This window comes from Anaerocolumna sp. AGMB13025 (assembly GCF_029689925.1).
Classification (GTDB): Bacteria; Bacillota; Clostridia; order Lachnospirales; family Lachnospiraceae; genus Anaerocolumna.
Window position 1 is genome coordinate 6,357,415 of sequence record NZ_CP121445.1, and the last position, 17,897, is coordinate 6,375,311.

Annotated in this window: 16 protein-coding genes; all 16 read right to left on the reverse strand. The window is 33.5% G+C overall.

The features are described from left to right. Positions 1-91 precede the first annotated feature (91 nt). Positions 92-460 carry an IS66 family insertion sequence element accessory protein TnpA gene (gene tnpA / locus QA584_RS26600; protein ID WP_442870367.1) on the reverse strand — a complete coding sequence of 123 codons (369 nt, stop codon included), beginning with the start codon at positions 458-460 and terminating at the stop codon, positions 92-94. Between the two features lie 617 nt (positions 461-1,077). Further along, complete coding sequence (locus tag QA584_RS26605; RefSeq protein ID WP_278272120.1) at positions 1,078-2,598, reverse strand: TnsD family Tn7-like transposition protein; 1,521 nt, start codon at positions 2,596-2,598, stop codon at positions 1,078-1,080. 220 nt (positions 2,599-2,818) lie between these two features. Continuing rightward, the gene (locus QA584_RS26610; protein ID WP_278272121.1) at positions 2,819-4,336 is read right to left on the reverse strand and encodes a TnsD family Tn7-like transposition protein; all 1,518 of its coding nucleotides are present in this window, start codon (positions 4,334-4,336) and stop codon (positions 2,819-2,821) included. A 29-nt stretch (positions 4,337-4,365) separates the two neighbouring features. Further along, positions 4,366-5,010, reverse strand: a complete 645-nt coding sequence (locus tag QA584_RS26615) for a hypothetical protein (RefSeq protein ID WP_278272122.1) — start codon at positions 5,008-5,010, stop codon at positions 4,366-4,368. Further along, positions 4,997-5,770, reverse strand: a complete 774-nt coding sequence (locus QA584_RS26620; RefSeq protein ID WP_278272123.1) for an ATP-binding protein — start codon at positions 5,768-5,770, stop codon at positions 4,997-4,999. Before QA584_RS26620 ends, QA584_RS26615 begins: the two co-directional genes overlap by 14 nt. Then, positions 5,767-7,839 (reverse strand): DDE-type integrase/transposase/recombinase, encoded by a 2,073-nt coding sequence (locus tag QA584_RS26625; protein WP_278272124.1) that lies wholly within the window; start codon positions 7,837-7,839, stop codon positions 5,767-5,769. Before QA584_RS26625 ends, QA584_RS26620 begins: the two co-directional genes overlap by 4 nt. Further along, positions 7,823-8,686 (reverse strand): TnsA endonuclease N-terminal domain-containing protein, encoded by an 864-nt coding sequence (locus QA584_RS26630; protein WP_278272125.1) that lies wholly within the window; start codon positions 8,684-8,686, stop codon positions 7,823-7,825. Before QA584_RS26630 ends, QA584_RS26625 begins: the two co-directional genes overlap by 17 nt. A 544-nt stretch (positions 8,687-9,230) precedes the next feature. After that, positions 9,231-10,247 carry a hypothetical protein gene (locus QA584_RS26635; protein WP_278272126.1) on the reverse strand — a complete coding sequence of 339 codons (1,017 nt, stop codon included), beginning with the start codon at positions 10,245-10,247 and terminating at the stop codon, positions 9,231-9,233. A 273-nt stretch (positions 10,248-10,520) separates the two neighbouring features. Next, positions 10,521-11,114, reverse strand: coding sequence for a hypothetical protein (locus tag QA584_RS26640; protein WP_278272127.1), 594 nt, complete (start codon positions 11,112-11,114; stop codon positions 10,521-10,523). Between the two features lie 239 nt (positions 11,115-11,353). Further along, positions 11,354-12,394 carry a hypothetical protein gene (locus QA584_RS26645; protein ID WP_278272128.1) on the reverse strand — a complete coding sequence of 347 codons (1,041 nt, stop codon included), beginning with the start codon at positions 12,392-12,394 and terminating at the stop codon, positions 11,354-11,356. 291 nt (positions 12,395-12,685) lie between these two features. Beyond that, the gene (locus tag QA584_RS26650; RefSeq protein WP_278272129.1) at positions 12,686-12,976 is read right to left on the reverse strand and encodes a hypothetical protein; all 291 of its coding nucleotides are present in this window, start codon (positions 12,974-12,976) and stop codon (positions 12,686-12,688) included. Continuing rightward, positions 12,928-13,686, reverse strand: a complete 759-nt coding sequence (locus QA584_RS26655; RefSeq protein WP_278272130.1) for a hypothetical protein — start codon at positions 13,684-13,686, stop codon at positions 12,928-12,930. The genes QA584_RS26650 and QA584_RS26655 overlap by 49 nt, the downstream gene beginning before the upstream one ends. Before the next feature lie 105 nt (positions 13,687-13,791). Further along, entirely contained in the window at positions 13,792-15,570 is a 1,779-nt protein-coding gene (locus QA584_RS26660) for an ATP-dependent helicase (protein ID WP_278272131.1), read from the reverse strand. A 2-nt stretch (positions 15,571-15,572) separates the two neighbouring features. After that, a complete protein-coding gene (locus tag QA584_RS26665; RefSeq protein ID WP_331487768.1) occupies positions 15,573-16,250 on the reverse strand; it encodes an ATP-dependent endonuclease in 678 nt (225 codons plus the stop codon). Between the two features lie 114 nt (positions 16,251-16,364). Next, on the reverse strand, positions 16,365-17,081 hold the full coding sequence (locus tag QA584_RS26670) for an AAA family ATPase (RefSeq protein WP_278272133.1): 717 nt from the start codon (positions 17,079-17,081) through the stop codon (positions 16,365-16,367). 26 nt (positions 17,082-17,107) lie between these two features. Further along, complete coding sequence (locus QA584_RS26675) at positions 17,108-17,572, reverse strand: AAA family ATPase (protein ID WP_278272134.1); 465 nt, start codon at positions 17,570-17,572, stop codon at positions 17,108-17,110. Between the last annotated feature and the right edge of the window lie 325 nt (positions 17,573-17,897).

Below are 17,897 nucleotides of genomic sequence, written 5' to 3' on the forward strand. Positions count from 1 at the left end.
CAGGTAGGCCATTTCTTGGAAAGATGAGGATAAAAATATCCTGAGAATAATCCACAAGCCAGATAGATATGCTCCGCGCGTGAGATATCACCTAACATAATTGTTTTATCTCCACTAATACAGAATGGATAAGTTCAGCTGTAGCAGTGTTATTGAATCCGATATCAATTCCATTAACAGACAGCGTTACATCCGTAGTCGTATTTCTCTGTGGAATCGGAAGCCTAGCAAAAACAGTGTTGTCCTGAGGAGAAGCAGGCAGGATTGCACTTCCTGTTTTGATTATAGGAAGTGTTTCTAATGTTTTAAGACGTATTTTCTTTAACCAGTAGTAATAACTTCCCTCAAGGATACCGTTTTGCTGACACCACTGTCTAACAGGAAGTCCGCTAGTTGTGCATTCTTTAATAATGGAAGACCATTTCTGTGAACTATAATGATTCTTTACTTCTTGGGTCATCACTTAAAAACCTCCTTGTAGTATTTTGAGAAGCTCAAAATACTTGTAATAGTAATTTAAGTGATTATCTCATAAAAGTGATATATTTAATATCCACAATCTTATTTGACGGTTACTTTGTAGTTCTGTTATAGTATATAAAATGATAGTAAAACATAAAAAAGCATCTTTCGAACTAAAGTTATTATCTTAGTTCTAAAGACGCTTTCCCCTGACAGGTTTCAATAGCTATTCACACTGAATTGGTAATTAAAGTATTAACCTAATATAATAAATCATTCATAAGTATAAAATTAAATTTAACTTACTAATAACTTCATAAAGTTCTGCTTGCTATATTCTAATTTCCGATTAAAAAAAACTATTTTTTAGCTTCTACATCTAAACTGTCTACCTAAAGACATAATGTATTTCAAATCAGGTAACGCATTCACGGAAATTTTCAACAACAATTTGACCCGATTTGCCTTTTTATCGTTAATGTAAATATAAACCATTCTTGACACAATAATTGCTATAATATTAAAAGCACTAACGAATTAAGTTTTCCGACTCTTCGTTAATGCCCATTTCTAATATGTACTATTACTCCTTCGTAGTCCGATAGCCAAAAAATATTATGATGTAAGTAGCTGCCTGAATTTGTTCCAATCATCAGGACGTATACCCGATTTTTGTAATACTATATGAGGAGTAGCACTTTTTCCTTCTTTTTCAAGCTCACTTTTCGCCCACTCAATTTTCCTTAGTCGATAATCATAAATGGTTTCAACATATTGTCCAATTTTATACATAGTTTTTGGTAGTAATTTATAATTTCTTTGAAGCAAAACTTTGGGTCTTATGTAACGGCGAATATTAGCTATAGTAATACGCTCAGGTTTTCCCCCTGAATTCTTAATTTTATAAACAGCCTTTTCTACTAGACTCTCAAGCTCGTTATCAATTTTAATCCAGTCCTTGACCTTTGTCCTCACTTTTGGTTTCTTAATCTGAGGTAAATGGTTTAACAACCACTCATGATCATGTCTTATCAACCAAGTATAAGCCGAGGAGTCAGACTTTTTTAAATCAGACCTACAACCACATGGATTCTTATTCCATGCGTCAAGCCATCGCTTCCGATATTGCACCAACTTTTCTTCATATCCATTTGGTGGATTATACTCCTCCTTTTTCTTGTCAATAAACTTTTCTTGTTCATTTAATAACCCCATAAAAGATTCTAAGCTACCTGCAAGAAAATTGGTGAAGAGAATAAATCTAATAGGAACAACCGTATTTTTTCCTCCTCTACATAATGTAATGAGCCAATCTGCTGTTTTATTATCTTGCAGATTAAGTAGTATTTGCTTAAAACAAGTAGAAATATACTTATTATTAAACTCATGTCTTAATCTATTGTTTTTTACCAAACCCTTTTGTGTGGCAAGTTTTCTGTTAAATAATAGGGCAATCGTAGTTTCTCTAATTGAAGAATGTTTCTCCCATAACATTCTTCTTATAAACTCATAATTCTTATAAATATAGTCAATATCATATGCTATTTGCAATTCAATATTAAAGCAGGGTATATTCTCCTCCTCAAGAGTAACAGTTATTTCATTTAGTAAGTTTAAAGCAATATATCGATTGCTCCTACTATCTATTATTTCAATATCACTTTCTTTAAGAAGGCATCTATGCTTATCACACATCTCTACTCCAAATGATTGATGTTTCCGATGCCAATAAGCCTCTCCATATTCGTCTCTGTCATCCATAATACAATGTGGACAATATTTTAGAAATCTAGGGTATATACTATCTTTGTATATACACAAGGGAATTATTAATTGATTTTCATTAATAACAGATTGTAAAGTATGATCATAAGAGTTCTTGCTTAAGAAGCATGTTATTAAAGGAAATATTGTATGTTCATATAGTAAAGTTTCATAACTCAAACCGAACTCCTTTGTTTTTTCGGCTAAATATTTAAAATGTTTTGGTATCAATAGAGTTGCTCTTTCACGTCGATCACCAAAGAGTTGTTCCATACTATCTGACATTTCATCATTTCCACTCCAAACGTGATATCTAGCTATTATGCTGTATAACAATTCATCCGGATATGGTTTAGGGAAAAATGTAAGCATTTTTTACCTCCTTGTATCTGTTTGATTATCTCCTTGGACTATTCAACGGTACTGAACGGGATACCGGTTTATCCAAAACAGAATGTTAGTAGTCAAATGATATATATTACAAACTATTGAGTGTCTAAATCATTCAAAAGAGTTAGGGTGTGATTATACCCCTACTGCATATAATTCAAATAGTTCCTTAATAAGACGGCTCGAGTTCAAGCTAGATACTTCAGGTATAAAATAAATATCTAAATTTGTTCCAATCTTCATCTCGAATACCTGCTTTCCGTAATATCATCCATGGAATAGAAGGTATTCCTTCTCTTTTAAACTCATTTTTAGCCCATTCTATTTTTCTAAGTCGATACTCATTGGTACTCTCGACATATTGTTCAATCTTATTCATTGTTTTCGGAAGTAATTTATAATTTCTTTCTATCGTATCCTTTTGCCTCATATAACGACCGATATTTGCTTTTGTAATACGTTCTGGTTTCCCTTCAAGATTTTTGATACTATTTACAGCTTCATATACCATTTCGACGAGCATAGAATCCAGCATGTCCCAATCTTTGTTAATAATTGTGCCCTTTGGCTTTGTTATTTGTGGCGAATTTTTTATCATCCACTCATTGTCATGCCTTCTTAACCATGTATACGCGGCTCGATCAGTTTTTACTAGATTAAACCTGCAGCCCTTGGGGTTCTTCTCCCATGCATCAAGCCATCGTTTACGATAATAAATCAATTTTTCTTCATATCCATTTGGTCGACTGAATAAATCCTTCTCTTTTTTAATAAACTCATCTTGCTCATTTACTAACTTGATATAAGCTTCTAAGCTACCCGCAAGAAAATTAACGAAGAGAATAAATCTTATAGGGACAACCGTATTTTGCCCTCCTCTACATAATGTGATTAGCCAATCTGATTTTCTATCATATTCCAGGCCAACTAACATTTGCTTTAAATTGGTAGAAATGTACTTGTTTTTGAACTCTTCTCTTAATCTTTTAGTCCTAACCATACCCTTTTGAGTGGCAAGTTCTCGGTTAAATAATAGGCTAATCGTTGCTTCCCTAACTAAAGAGTGTTTCTCACATAATACTCTTCTTATATATGCATAATTCTCATAAGCATATTCAACATCGTATGCTATCTGTAATTCAACTCTGCATTCAGATATATTTTCTTGCTTTATAGTCTCTTTTATATCATCCATTAATTCTAAAGCAATATATCTATTTTTTCTATTGTCTGATATATCAATTCTACTATCCATAAGATAGCACCTATGCTTAACACACATATTTACCCCGTAAGTTTGATGCTTACGATGCCAATATGCCTCACCATATACATCTCTGTCATCTCGAATACATAACGGACAATATTTTAAAAATCTAGGGTTTATATAATGTTTGTATATGAATAAGGTACTTTCATATAAATCACTATTTATAGTATTTAATGCATTATCAAACATAGCCTTATTTAGAAAGCAAGTTATAAAAGGAAATATAGTATGTTCATATAAAAGTGTTTCATAGTCCAAACCAAATTCCTTGGTTTTTTCAGCTAGACGTTTTAAATGCTTTGGTATCAATAATGTTGCTTTTTCGCGACGATTACCAAATAGCTCCTCCATAGTATCTGACAATTCCTCATTTCCACTCCAAACGTGGTATCTGGCTATTATACTATATAAAAATTCATCTGGATATGGCTCGGGGAAAAATGTCAGCACTATTCAAAACCTCCGTGGTCTACGCCTGATTATGTAATCCCCTCTTCCATATTATTTTTTAGATATTCCGCTATCTTTGAATGAAAATTAGAATTTGTTCGATGCATTACACCTTGTAAATTGTCTTCCACAAAATACTCCTCTTTCATCTTTTTATTATCTTTCTTTATGTCATTTATGCCTTTCTCATTTGATTTTAATATATTTATTAGTATTTCTTTACTTTGAATTTTTTTTAAAATCAGTTCTCTCTCAACTTTAAACTCTTTAGAAAAATATGCAATCTCAATCAATTCAACTGTTAATATTTCATTTTGATTTGGATTATCTGTGATTATCTTTTTTTGTGCCAAACCGAATATTTTTACAGCATAGTGGATTATGCCGGCAGACGCCATATAGACTGCTAAACTTAGTTCTGGTGTTAAAAGTGTCTCCGTTTTTGTCCATTGATATTTCCATAGTTCCTTCATGAGTCTATCCCAATCCGGCGCATGGAATTGAAGATTGGATATCTCCCCCATTCCTGCGAATCCCATCGTTCGCTTGGCATACATTAAGTTATCTGAAATATTATCAATTGCTTCTCCAACTCCCATTAATATTACCGGTACTCCGATGGTATTAACTAAATTTAAGATATAATTCATCATTTTATCTTTAATCTTTACCACCGCTTTTAGCCTGGTTTATGTTTTGAAACTCATCAATAATTAACACTCCCAAATTGTGCCTGCAGGCTATTACGGCCATTTTAACCATCATAGAATGAGTTGCAATGTCTGATGTATTTCTATAATCTTTAATGGTGTTTTCTCCTGTAATCTCATCAAATTTCTCCAGGAACTTTTCACATAACCCTTTGACAGTTCCATCAAAAGGGCAATCAATTTTCATCCAAGTGATCTGCATACGTGGAATGTCTTCACCCTTATATTTTCCATGAATAATCTTTTGAGGTATGCCAGAACAAACTCTATTTGCACATGAGGTTTTCCCCATACTTGTCAAGCCAATTATACAACCTCCACCAGCTACAGCATTGGTTCCGATAAACTTACTAAAATCACTTTCATGTTCTTTCGCACATTTTGCTAATGCATTTATTTTACGTACATAATCCCTATTTAATGGATTTCGGTTTTCATACCCCTGGTAAATAGTATTAATAATAAACTCAGCCATATCCATATGAATGCCTAGAGGTTTAAAGAACTGTGGTATTTGTGTTAGGCACCTTCTTCTGATTAATGCATTTTCTTTCCTTTCGTCCTTCTGAAAAGGTAAAGGATTAATTAATAGTTCATAAATATCTTTACTTTCCTCAAAGGAGGGCAGAGCTTCTATTAATGGATTTCCTTTATAATCATTTATCTTCTGATCACTATATATTGCATCTACAGTAAATGAATTTTTAGGATATTTGCCCATCATTCCTCCTGATCCATTGAATTTAAAAAAGCTTCAGAATATGATTCCTCATTTTCAATCCACACTTCATTATTATCGCTCTTTTGAACCTTCGGTGTAAATTTCTCTTCATCTCTCTTAAGTTGTTTTTCAATAGATCGGGATACACTAATATTCTTAACTTTATTCTTAACAATTTCTGCTTCAAGAAACGTAACTTTTTGATTATTAACAGCTTCTTTAATGATCTCCTCAACATTGTTACGATAATCAATATCATTTTGAAGCATCTTAGTCTTCATCCCTGCTTGCATTCGTGCCTGTATTATCTCAAGTGTTAATAAATCTTCATAAAACCAATTAACAAATTTTCCTTTACTCGCATCAGTTCTTTCACACCATTCAAAACTTCCATTATCAAGACATAATAAAATATGTTCCGTATCTCTTGGATCAATTTTGATTGTACATTTATGAGTATCGCCATGTCTGGCTTTCTGCATCCACTTCTTCTCAATTATTGTGTCACATATATAGAAATTTTTATTATATGATAAACCTTGTTCAGTTATAGTTACGTCCTCTATTTTTGGAAGCAATGCTATTCTTATTGATTCATCATCCATTTGACGAAGTGTTCCTCCGCGGTTTATTGTACCCCAATTCCAAATATCTATTGGTATAGGCCTTATACCAGCTTGTAAAATATCATCTGATTCCTGCGGAAATTTTTTTAGTGCTCTTTGGTTATATAATAAAATATAGTTTATAACTATTTTAGTAAATTCTTTTATATTTAATTTAGCATCCAGACGATAATCTTTTGCACCACGTTCTCTAAAATCCGGTTGTATCTTTCCTGGTGTTGATAGAGTACTCAAATTTAATAACCTAAAGCTTTGTTCAACAATACCCTTCAAATCAGGTCTCCACGCTGAAGTATTCTGCAAATAAATTCCCAATTCCTCAACAACATTATTGCTGTTTTTGCTTATTAATTCACCATTATCAGATAAAATGGAGACCGGCAAACCATGGCATGGCCATTGTTCCTCGGTGATTTTGACGCCATATTTTTCACATAATTGAACCTTATTAGTAAATGTATAATATAGTGCCATCATTGCACCTATCCATGATGGTCCTTCTACTCCAACATAAAATCCTGTAATTATTCTGGAGTAAATATCCGTAACAAAATACAAAACTGGTCTGCCAATAACTTGCTTATTATTAAAAGTAGCTACCAGATAAATATCCGCTATCGTTGCGTCTATCTGATACTTTTCGCCGGGGCAAAATGCCTCTTTCTCCGAACTTCCTGTTAATCCCCGATGATTACGTGCGTAAGCTTTTTCACCAATTCTGGTAACCTCATTTCTGAATTTTAAAGCATAATAGTAAAATTGACGATATGTTGGGTATGTCAAAAGCAACTTATTGGTTTTCTTATCTGTGTAAAAATCCTTACACATTTGTTTATGAACATCCATCAATGTTCTGGTACTATTTTTATTATAATAACGTTTTATAGCAATTTTAATATTTGACATATCCTTAGGCTTTAAAGCCTTCCGATTATTCAAAGGATCTTCTTTCGCCGGTGCTCTACCTAATACTTTATCACCACGTTTTCCAAGTTCGGTTCTATTGCCTCTGGAATGGTAATCAGGTATTAAAGCAGTCTTAACACTACCTCCCGCCCAAAATTTGTGTAAAATACGCTGTACCTTCACTCTATTTAAACCAAGTTCCTGTGTTACATAAGTGAGAAATTTTATTCTTTCAGTCCCATAATAACAATACGGTATATTCTGAACAAAATTCTTTATAATGGCCCACTCATTTTCAATTTCTCGTTTTTGTGCCTTAGTTAATTTTTCAATATTTACTGAAGTTGTATGTTCAATAATTAATGTTAGTAGACCAGATTCAATTTCATATTCTACTTCTGAAAGGTCAACAGGATACGGCAACCTAGCTCCACACAATTTAATCATTGTTACTTCTTTATCTATAGCATTAACATATAATATCCTATATTTTTCGTTACTGTCTCTATCCTGATAGATCTGATTACACAATATCTCCATTTTCCATCTCACCATTCATCATATTTTCGAAGGTTACAAAGTCAACTACTTCATCAATTATGCATGTCCCAACAATTAAGTGCTTCAGTTTAACAGGAATATCTTTTAAAGCAGCATAATAATAGAAAAATCTTAATGTAAAACCATTTTCATATCCATTATTTATATCTATCCCCTTACAAATTTCACATAATCGTACCCCTTTGTCCTTATAATAAAAAATTGCATCAACTAGTTCATTATAAATATGGTCTATTACCTCCTCACTTATCTCAGGCTTTAGTATCGCATGAGAGAACAAGAATGAGATATTGCGTGCAGCCATACGGTTGAAACTATCTTCTGTGATAATTTCATAAGGTACATCTCGGTATCCCCAATATGTTTCTTCCAAAGCAAGCTTTTCTAAAACCCGTTTTTTCTTTAGATCCTTTTTATACTTTACTGAGTAAGCCTTTTCAACTTTCTTATGATTTATTTTTATTGTTACAAACATATCAGTTGACATTATAAAATCACATCCACTTTTGTATGGTTTTGGTGGCTTATAATGTAGTTCTTTGGCTATGCTAATGATCTCTTTGGCCGGTCGCAAAGGATATTGTTCCCGGAGGTCATCAACATCATCATCCCAAATTGTATAAAAAAAATAATCTCTCTCAAGATCGCTATGGAAATGATGAACTCGTTTACTATTAGGCGCATTAACACGGTTCCCTCTTCCTAAAGATGAAAAATCTCCAATTTGTGACCATGGTATATAATTTTCTTTTTCACCCTGGCCACGCCCTTCCTTAATCAACTTTGCGATTTTCTCTTTTGTTAAATTATTTTTTCGTCTTGGCATAAAAAACTCCTATTACTTACCTTTTATATTGTTGTAGTTTTCATATGCGAATTATATCATCCAATTTTTTACATGTCAATATGTGATACTATATATAGCATCGTATTCAATTTATGCACAAGATAGACACAACATATTGTGCTAACCTTCGAATTAAAAGAAATTTTTCACAGGTGGAATCGGCAAAACAAACAAATGTTGTTAACAATATCTACCTTGGAAGACAATATTGTTGTGGTGGACACGATGCATTGATGATAATCAGTTCGTTATAAATATATGATAAAAGCGCCTACAGGCATAGCCTAGAGGCGCTTTTATCCCGACAAGCTAGGATAGCTGCTACTCATACCGAATCGGTAATTAAAGTATTTACTAAATTGAATCTTTAATACAATTTAATTAATTTGAATTGCGAAACCAATATATTATCTACCATACCCTTTAGTTGATAAATAACTCATATTTCCTATAGTAAATATAATGAGCAGTTCGGCAAGAACGACAATATCAATAAAAACAGAGTTGTTGCAGAAGAATCACTTTAACTAAACTGTTCTTTCCTGTAATAGTGTAACGGATAGTTCTTCTCCTTCGGAGTCTCGCTTTCTTCGCGTAATACGTCTCTCAAAACATTTCTAACTTCGTCCCATGTCATGTCTTTGTGAAAGCCTTTACTACAGTCAGGTGATACATTAAGCTGAACTGTTGCGAAAACGGTTTCACAACTTCGCCTTGGGAACATTCCTAAATACGAGTTAAAGAAGTCATTTGTATACCGGTAATGATGTGAGTATATAAATTGATTCCACTTATTTAACATTTCATCTTCGCTAATTATGTCAATAACTGAAACCTCCTCAAGTTGACGTTTTTTTAAATCACCCCAGGCTTTTTTTAGTAGTTTTACTGCCTCGCCATCACTGGATGGGGCACTGTATCCAAAAATCGTCAGCATATATGAGTTTTCAATTATGTATTCAGTTGCATCCCAACAGCCTTTGATATATTCATCATTTGTGTAATTCTTGTGCTTAACCGGAAACAAAAGCTTTGTTGGAGGCAAGGGTTCTCTGCAAATAGGACATAGGGCATCTATCGTGCCGAACTCTCCATGCTCCGTGCAGTATCCAACCCCTACATTACCATGTAAACAGAGAATGTGTGGTAAGTTATCTGTGAATTTATGACATCTTACATAAGCTTGAAGTAGTAATGGATCCCAATTAAATGTTGCAATCACGTCCTTATCTGTCAAGCTCAAAACAAGATAATCATATATTGTTGGAGAGTCAGGAAGTTCAAGTCGTGAAAAATAATTATAAAGAGTCCGCTCCATCTGATTCAATGTTTCTTCGCACTCTGGTCTTGAGCACAGCTCTGAATATATATCTTCAAGATTGCTGCTTTTAGTATTCAATATAATACCATGTAAAATGTTTTCTAAATGCAACTTTTCTATCAATCCGTTCATAACAGAAGACTTATTCCCGTTTTTGTCCCCGCTCGGAATAGCCGCCACTGTAGCTCCTGCGCCTAGAATTACTGTATGAGCTCTCATATAATACTCCAATCTTTAATTAATCACGCTAATTTTTACACCAACTGCTAAATATAATGGGAAGTTAATTTGAATTATATAGTTAATTCTATAAATCAAGTTATGTAACTCAAAACATAAAAACATTTTCAATACATGAATAGAACTTATCCAAAGTCTTTCTTCGTATTAATGCCCTTTTGCAAATATTGACTACATATAAACAAACTGGAGAATTGAGGCAGTTCTAAATTCACAACCAACCCTCGTGTCTCCTGTCCATTCGATGAGATATTAATTGTCGCAATACAAATCTTTGTATTGTTCTCCAAGATTAAGATTATATTTTTTTATTAACTTAATATCTTCGGGTAATGGCATTAAGTAATATCCTTCAGCTCGTCCACCAACACCCATGCTATGCCTATGCTTCTTGCCGTGGACACATATTGTTTGTGCATATTTAACCGGAGGACTTTCAGGGTTTGGTTTATCAGTCTCCATATTGTTTTTATCTATCCATATTATTTTAGGGGTAACAATCAGTCGCCCTTGATTGTCGGTATAATATTTACTATCATATCCTGTTTCACTCGGTAAATTTCCGGATTCGTCTAAAAGCCTATTGTCTTTTGCAAAATCCTCTATCCATTCATAAGTGAAATAATGTTTTCCATCAATACAATCTGCATGCAGTAAACCATATTTAGTATAAATTTTAATAACATATTTATCACAATTTAATAAATCTGCCGCCACCTTTTCAGAAATATTGTTTTTATTTCGTACTGGTTTACTACTTCCCACGTTTACAAACCAATCTCTTGAACTCTTTATAAAATCATTTAATCTCTCATAATAAACTTTCCCGTCTTCTTCATAAACCATTGTATATTCTCCTATTCTATCTATGACTTATTGCTTTATTAATAACTGAATATTATCTTTTGAAAATGTAAAATAGGAGAATTATAGTTCTCCACTCTGAGCTTCCCATTATTCCGCTAATGTGATTGTGTGTAGTGGACTTGTACTGTTATTCATAATGGGAAACTCAAGTAACGTTCCGCATCTTGATGACGTGAATATCCTTCCTCACTTCTGTACATGTTGTCAACATGCTGTTATTAAATGTTATCTACGGAAGTATCCAACCAATCAATAAGAGTACTAAACAGGAGTAATAGTTTATAGAACGTCACCATATTGCCGTATTTCCTATCGAATCCATGCATTATTGCATGCCTACTAATATTTGATTCAAGCTCCTGTCCGTAAAGAAAATTACTAAATAATTTTGATTCAAAGATATTCAAAACAATACTTGATATCTTTGAATCTGATAAACTCTTTATACGATTTAGAAATCTGTCCTGTCTACAGTAAAACTCACCATCAAAAGTGTCAAAAACTGCACCTTCAATCAGAGGAATTAATGTTGAGCAGCAAAGATAAAACTTCTTTTTGTGAAAAGCAAACCTTATCTCTTCTAGTATATGCTGCATAGAGTTCAACCGGTCCCGGCTAATCATATCTGTTAAGATTGACTCTACAACTTCGTATGTCAAATAACTCAAATACAAGTCATTAACAAGCTTTTCTTTCTGGTTCTGAGTATATTCACTGCTATTATGAATATCTACGATTTTCCTTAAGTCAGAAATTTCCATATCATCATATATTACCCACTCATATTCAGATGCGATTAGAATATAGTCATCCACCCACTCGAAATATGGCTTGAAGTCAATTCCCTTAAAAGCATCAAACACTGGTTTCGTGATTTCTTGAATTCTCCTTGAAAATTCCTTCAAAGAATTTGCAATAATCTCAGCAGAAGCTACTACATTGATTTTTGAAATGGATTCTAATGCAGGTCTAATTGCTGTTCTTAACTCTTCCTTATACCTATCAAGCATTACATCTAGTAAATCAAAGAAATCTTCAATGGAATTAATATCATTTGAAATATCCATATTAGATACAGAAAATTCACTAAGTATACCTAGAAGTTCATCATCACCTAATAGGCTATAATCTTCCGTTTCGTCAATAATTGATAAAAACTGACATGCTCTATCATGATCACTTATATCAGTGTTAATTCTTATCTCATCTTCATATTTACTAAGTTCTTTAAACCTAAACTTGTATTTCGAAAAATCCATTTTTCACACCCCATAACATAGTAGATAATGTCACATACCTACGTTTTTCCTGAACCTTATACCTAATTACGTTATAAAACAATCAACATGAGTTTATATTTTCAACAGCACTTCCCATTATTCCGCTTACCTGCTTCTTCTTTCTATCTCTAAATAAAATAAGGCACTACTCCTAAAAAGGTGTTGATCATATGCAATCAAATAAAAATAAATCGTGCCAATAAAGCATTAACCCTAACTCATTTGAAGTGCAATTAACTTGTTTTTATCTGATAGCAAGAGCCATAAAATTTAGTTGAGAGCTTCATCAAGATAAATACATATATTACCATAAGTCCAGTTTTCAATGCTGTACTCAAACTCGTCAAACCAAAAATCTTGCATGAAAGATTGTCGGTATTGTTCCAATAACTGTTGCACAGCCTCAAAATCACCATGTCCAATTTTATTTCTTAACTTACGCATGATTTCAGAGAACAAAACTCGTTCTTTTTGAGGAATACTATCCGATAAAAATTCTGGGAGTTTCTTTTCTATCTCTCCTGCTGTTTTGCCTTTACCCTTAGAATTGATAATAAGCATTTCGATAAGGGACATAACTTTGAATACATGGTAAGCATTATGTTCCTCATTATTAAAATAGCATTGACTATGTAATCAAATATCCAAAAGTCCTTATCTGCTATCAAGAAATCATCAATCAACTTTCCTATGTATACTAAAGAAGTAATGCCACCTTTTGTGTAGTCAGTTACCGTTATTTTATATTGGGGACATGGTTTTAACATTGCCTCTAAGTAATTGATTATAAAAGGCTTCGTTTGAAAGTTATCCGAATCATCTATCGAAAACGGTATTTGTTTTGGAATAACCTTTTGGGCACTTTTGGATGATTGTACCTTGCAACATAAATCAAGAAATTTTCTTGTATATTTGGGCTCACATGTAGGACTGTCTAAATGGTTATTTTTCAATTGAAGCAAAGAATTACTAAAATCCAATACTTGAATTTCAATTAAGTGTTCAGCAATAATCTGCATATCAGTTTTTCCATCTTCCTGCCACCCTAATTCTCTAACTATGTTTTCTAAATCGTACCGCCCCTTAGCCCAAGAAACATCGATACCCGATTGTTCAAATGAGAATATCTCATGATTATGGATTAGTATTTCTTTCTTAAAATCATCTTGTAGTCCTTCTACCCAATCCTGGGTAGGATTACAAATACCGACTCCTAATTTTTTAGAAATTATGGTTGGTTGTATTTTACCATACATATTTAGCAAAACCAAAGTACCACCTCCATACATTGAGTTTTTTTCTATAATTCTAATTTACAATCTGGCTTTTCAAAATAAAGAGAAAACCGGTACATCAACCAACCAGAAAGGGCTTCTTTATTTATTTGCATAGTTATATAGAGTTGTCCAGAAAGGTGATGGCTCTTTCGCAAACCATTTCCCATATTTATTTGGCAAATTTTTCGACCTCACAAACAAACATGCCTTTCTTGCTCGACTAACTGCAACAAAGCAAAGTCGCCTTGCTTCTTCAAATTGTCTTTGAGAGGTACAGTAGTAACTTGGGAAACTGTCTTTTTCCATTCCAAGCATGATTACAGTATCAAATTCAAGACCTTTTGCGCTATGTCTTGTAGTTAACATAACTTGGTTTTTGGGAATTCCAAGTCGTGATATAAACTCAATTGTCAACATTTGTTGGTTATCATTTGCAATTTCTAGAAGTTTATATAAATTTTCAATCTCATCTGGGTAACGATCTAATTCAGAAAATACTTCTAAAAATTGAAGTTCCGTAAAAATATATGAAAGCCATTTACTTAGGTCATCTTCAAAACTCTTACTCTTTCTCAAAACATTAAGAATCATTTTCTTCACGCTTAAAAACTCTTCTTCATTTACGGCATTAGATTTTTTAAGTGACAAAAAACCTTTCCACGATAGGCATATTTCATTAAATGAAACCTTAGATTTATCCTCAACCCAACGAGCACAATTCTGTAACCAGTAGATAGCGTCAGTATTTCTAAACTCTTGTCGTGCGAAATATACTGGTATGCCTTGTTCATCACATACCGCACAAAGCTCCTTTACTTGATTATTACTTCCAACTAAAATGGCGATTTCATGATAAGGTACATCTACATCGTGAAACCGTTTTATTTGTTCGGTTGCTACTCGATACTGCTCGTCCATTCCTCCTTCGCATTCGTAGAACTCGACTATAGCACTGTAATCGCTCAATTGCCCTGAAGCTATATACCCCCTCTGGCTCTCGAGGATATGTTCAGACGCGTTAACGATATCCTGAGAACTGCGATAATTATTTTTCAATTGTATGAGTTCCACATCTTTGCGAAAACTAAGTTCGGTAAGATAGTCAGGAGCGGCACCTTGAAAATCATATATCGATTGGTCTCCATCTCCAACCGCAAACACTCTTATATTTGTTAAATTAAGCAAAGCAAGGACAATCTCATGCAATGGTTTTCCTAAGTCTTGATATTCATCTACTATTACCCAAGGAAAACGTGCTCCAAGGCTTTTTCGGACATAAGGCTCGTTTTGAATTAACTTTACGGAGAATTTGACCATACTTATAAAATCGATCCATCCATCTTTAAGTAAAGCATCTTCAAATTCAACAGCAGCTTTTAATGCTATATCATAACTTTCGATAGAAACTCGGCTAATCCCTTGGATATCTCTAGTCCGTTCTTTGTCCATTTCGGTCATACTACATTGACCTTCATTTGGAATGGAGTCAAATATTTCTTTTTTATCTCTTTCTGAAATAATCCTAATAGGATTAGGAATGCGGTATTGAGGGTATAAATGTGCAAAAGGCGTTAAGATTTCTGCAAGACAGAAGCTGTGGACGGTACCAAGAAATACATTTTCACGCTTTTTCAATCCGAGTTTTGATAACCGATCTTTAAACTCACGTGCAGCTTCAGTGCTGTATGTTAAACAAGCCAAGCCTCTTGGGGGAAGTATTATCTCTTCCAAAAGCCGCATTACTTTAAGCGTTAATACAGTCGTCTTTCCACTTCCTGGACCAGCAACAACAACTGCGCTACCTCTCGAATTATACGCTCTAAGTTGCTGTGAGTCTTGTTGAATTTCGTTTAATTTTTTAATAAAGTACTCAGTCAATCTTACCTCCTCACTTTGGATACTATTTTATTAATTGCATCCAAAATATATTGGGGAATCATCGTTGATGTTGCCTTGTCAGCAAGCCGCTGAGCGAATCTTCCTTTTCCTATTTCACTATATGATGACTCAATTTGACTTAGGCATTTGTAATAATCACCATTTATCAAGTTTTCTTTGAAGCTGCTTTGTTGTTTTTCTCCTCCACTTGTTAGTTGATTGAAAAGAGAACATATAATTTCTTTGTCACCCGAATTTGCATGTTTGAATATATCCACTTCAAATGTATACTCACCAATAAATATCCCAATTTTGGCAAAAATATTTTTTTGTTTAATGAAATCCAAGTCACAAAAGTTATCATGTTTTCTATCAATGTATTTTTTACACATTCGAACCGACCGATCTATACCATCAAAACCACTGCCAGTGTCAGTATCAGAGGCTATATCGCCAAATTTCTTTTTATCTTCTTCATCTTTTGTACGAATATCATGATAGTAGTCACCATCTGTTATTACCACAAACGGAATACCAAGTGCTTTCGCAAATTGACAGTATGGGGTAAAATTCGTAGAGTTTATGTTGCAAATGACTAAACCAAGCCGATCAAGTTCAAATCCCATGATTTCCGAAAATCTTGTTACTAAATACTCCTCGGAAACCCCCTCAACAAACAAGATCCCTTTTGCAATGTAGATTTCGCCACGCTTTGTATCTATGTATCTTGATAAATCTGCAAAATCAGATTCTGATAATTTTAAAGAAGCAGTAGTTTTTACATCTGTACCGATTTATGTGCCAATAAGATGTACAAGCGATGTTATAGGTGCGGCAGAAGATATATGCGGGGAATGAGTTGTAATAATAACTGATGTATTTGCCTTATTCATTACATGCTTATATAACAGCCTTTGATATATTGGATGTAAATGTGCTTCTGGTTCTTCAACCGCCAGTATTGTAGCACCTTGCTGACTTGGAATCGAAGTTGAAAAGAACGAGTAAAGAGTCTCTCTTAATGATTCATCATTAAGCGCAGTTAAATTTAATGAATAACCATCAATTCCTTCAATTTCGGTATAGCATTTTATAATAGTACCGGATGAATCAAGCTTTACCAATTCATCATATAGATCACTTGTCAAATAGGTTCTAATAGTATCATCTTCAATCAAAAGTAATATCAAGGCAATAAATAAAATATTATTAATACCAAGGCTTGTATTTGCTGATTCACGATTATTTATCAATGGACGCAATGCATATAAAAGTTTTGTTGCATCTATGTTAATGGTTTTTAAAGATACGCTCAGCTCATCCGAACTAAAAGAAACCATTGAGTTAATCAATGTGTGAATACGACTTTCCAAATTAGAAACTTGTCCTATTTGCAGTGTATCTGCTCCCTTTTCCTCAAGCGCTTTTGATATCTCAGCAAGTACATCTTTGCTGATAGAATACTTTTGTTTGATAATTTGTGTAAGTGGGGATGTTCTGGAATTACGCATTTCGGATTCGACATCTCGAATTGCCTTTAAAAGCGTATGTTTAAAATCTTTCGGTCGTCATATGTAAATGTTCTCGATTCATCGTCACCCTTGAAAATCACATAACTATAATCCAACCTATTCTCGTCTTTTTTAAAGAATTTATATGTTAATTTAATAGTTTCTTTATTATCAAGCATCACCGTAGCATCAGTTAACTGGGCCAGTATGTTCGGATTATCTTCGAAATTAGAAAAATACAGCTCTATCTTGATCTCTTCGCCGTTTTCCATAGGATATTCCAACCCTTCCCAGAAGTCTGACTCTTCAAGCATACGATCTTTCTCTGAAAGAGTTGGGTCTAGAATGAGTTGAAGAGCAAAAAGCAAGTTACTTTTACCCACAGCATTTTCACCGATGAGAACTTGTTTCTCACTCAGTGTAAATTCAACATCGTGGAAATTCCTAAAGTTTTTCATATGTATTTTGCAGATATAAGGATGTATATTCATTTTAGTTCCTTCTTTCAATTATTGTTATATTTTTAAAATTAAAAACTTTTACGCTCTGTTTGAAATGACCATGGCTTTAACTTTCTGTTTATATGCAAGACATAAATTTCAATAATAGTCAAACATCTGGACAACTTCCTATTGGTACTATATAAGTACAAGAATCTTTTTCATCTTTGATGGTTAGAAACTTGTGCTTGTTTTATTATAATAAGAGAATAAATGGTCTGGCGAACTTCCCATTGGATTTAGCATCCGTGCAATAATCTGCCAACCATCCTCTTGTTATAAGCATTCGGTTTAGCAGGTTGAAACCTTAATGGCT

What these genes read in the sequence shown, in the direction of transcription:
- QA584_RS26625 (WP_278272124.1), bottom strand. Translation starts at nt 7,839, where the DNA reads ATGGAGATATTGTGTAATCAGATCTATCAGGATAGAGACAGTAACGAA.
- QA584_RS26650 (WP_278272129.1), bottom strand. Translation starts at nt 12,976, where the DNA reads ATGCTTATTATCAATTCTAAGGGTAAAGGCAAAACAGCAGGAGAGATA.
- QA584_RS26670 (WP_278272133.1), bottom strand. Translation starts at nt 17,081, where the DNA reads ATGCGTAATTCCAGAACATCCCCACTTACACAAATTATCAAACAAAAG.
- QA584_RS26645 (WP_278272128.1), bottom strand. Translation starts at nt 12,394, where the DNA reads ATGGATTTTTCGAAATACAAGTTTAGGTTTAAAGAACTTAGTAAATAT.
- QA584_RS26675 (WP_278272134.1), bottom strand. Translation starts at nt 17,572, where the DNA reads ATGAATATACATCCTTATATCTGCAAAATACATATGAAAAACTTTAGG.
- QA584_RS26620 (WP_278272123.1), bottom strand. Translation starts at nt 5,770, where the DNA reads ATGATGGGCAAATATCCTAAAAATTCATTTACTGTAGATGCAATATAT.
- QA584_RS26630 (WP_278272125.1), bottom strand. Translation starts at nt 8,686, where the DNA reads ATGCCAAGACGAAAAAATAATTTAACAAAAGAGAAAATCGCAAAGTTG.
- QA584_RS26635 (WP_278272126.1), bottom strand. Translation starts at nt 10,247, where the DNA reads ATGAGAGCTCATACAGTAATTCTAGGCGCAGGAGCTACAGTGGCGGCT.
- tnpA (WP_442870367.1), bottom strand. Translation starts at nt 460, where the DNA reads ATGACCCAAGAAGTAAAGAATCATTATAGTTCACAGAAATGGTCTTCC.
- QA584_RS26605 (WP_278272120.1), bottom strand. Translation starts at nt 2,598, where the DNA reads ATGCTTACATTTTTCCCTAAACCATATCCGGATGAATTGTTATACAGC.
- QA584_RS26640 (WP_278272127.1), bottom strand. Translation starts at nt 11,114, where the DNA reads ATGGTTTATGAAGAAGACGGGAAAGTTTATTATGAGAGATTAAATGAT.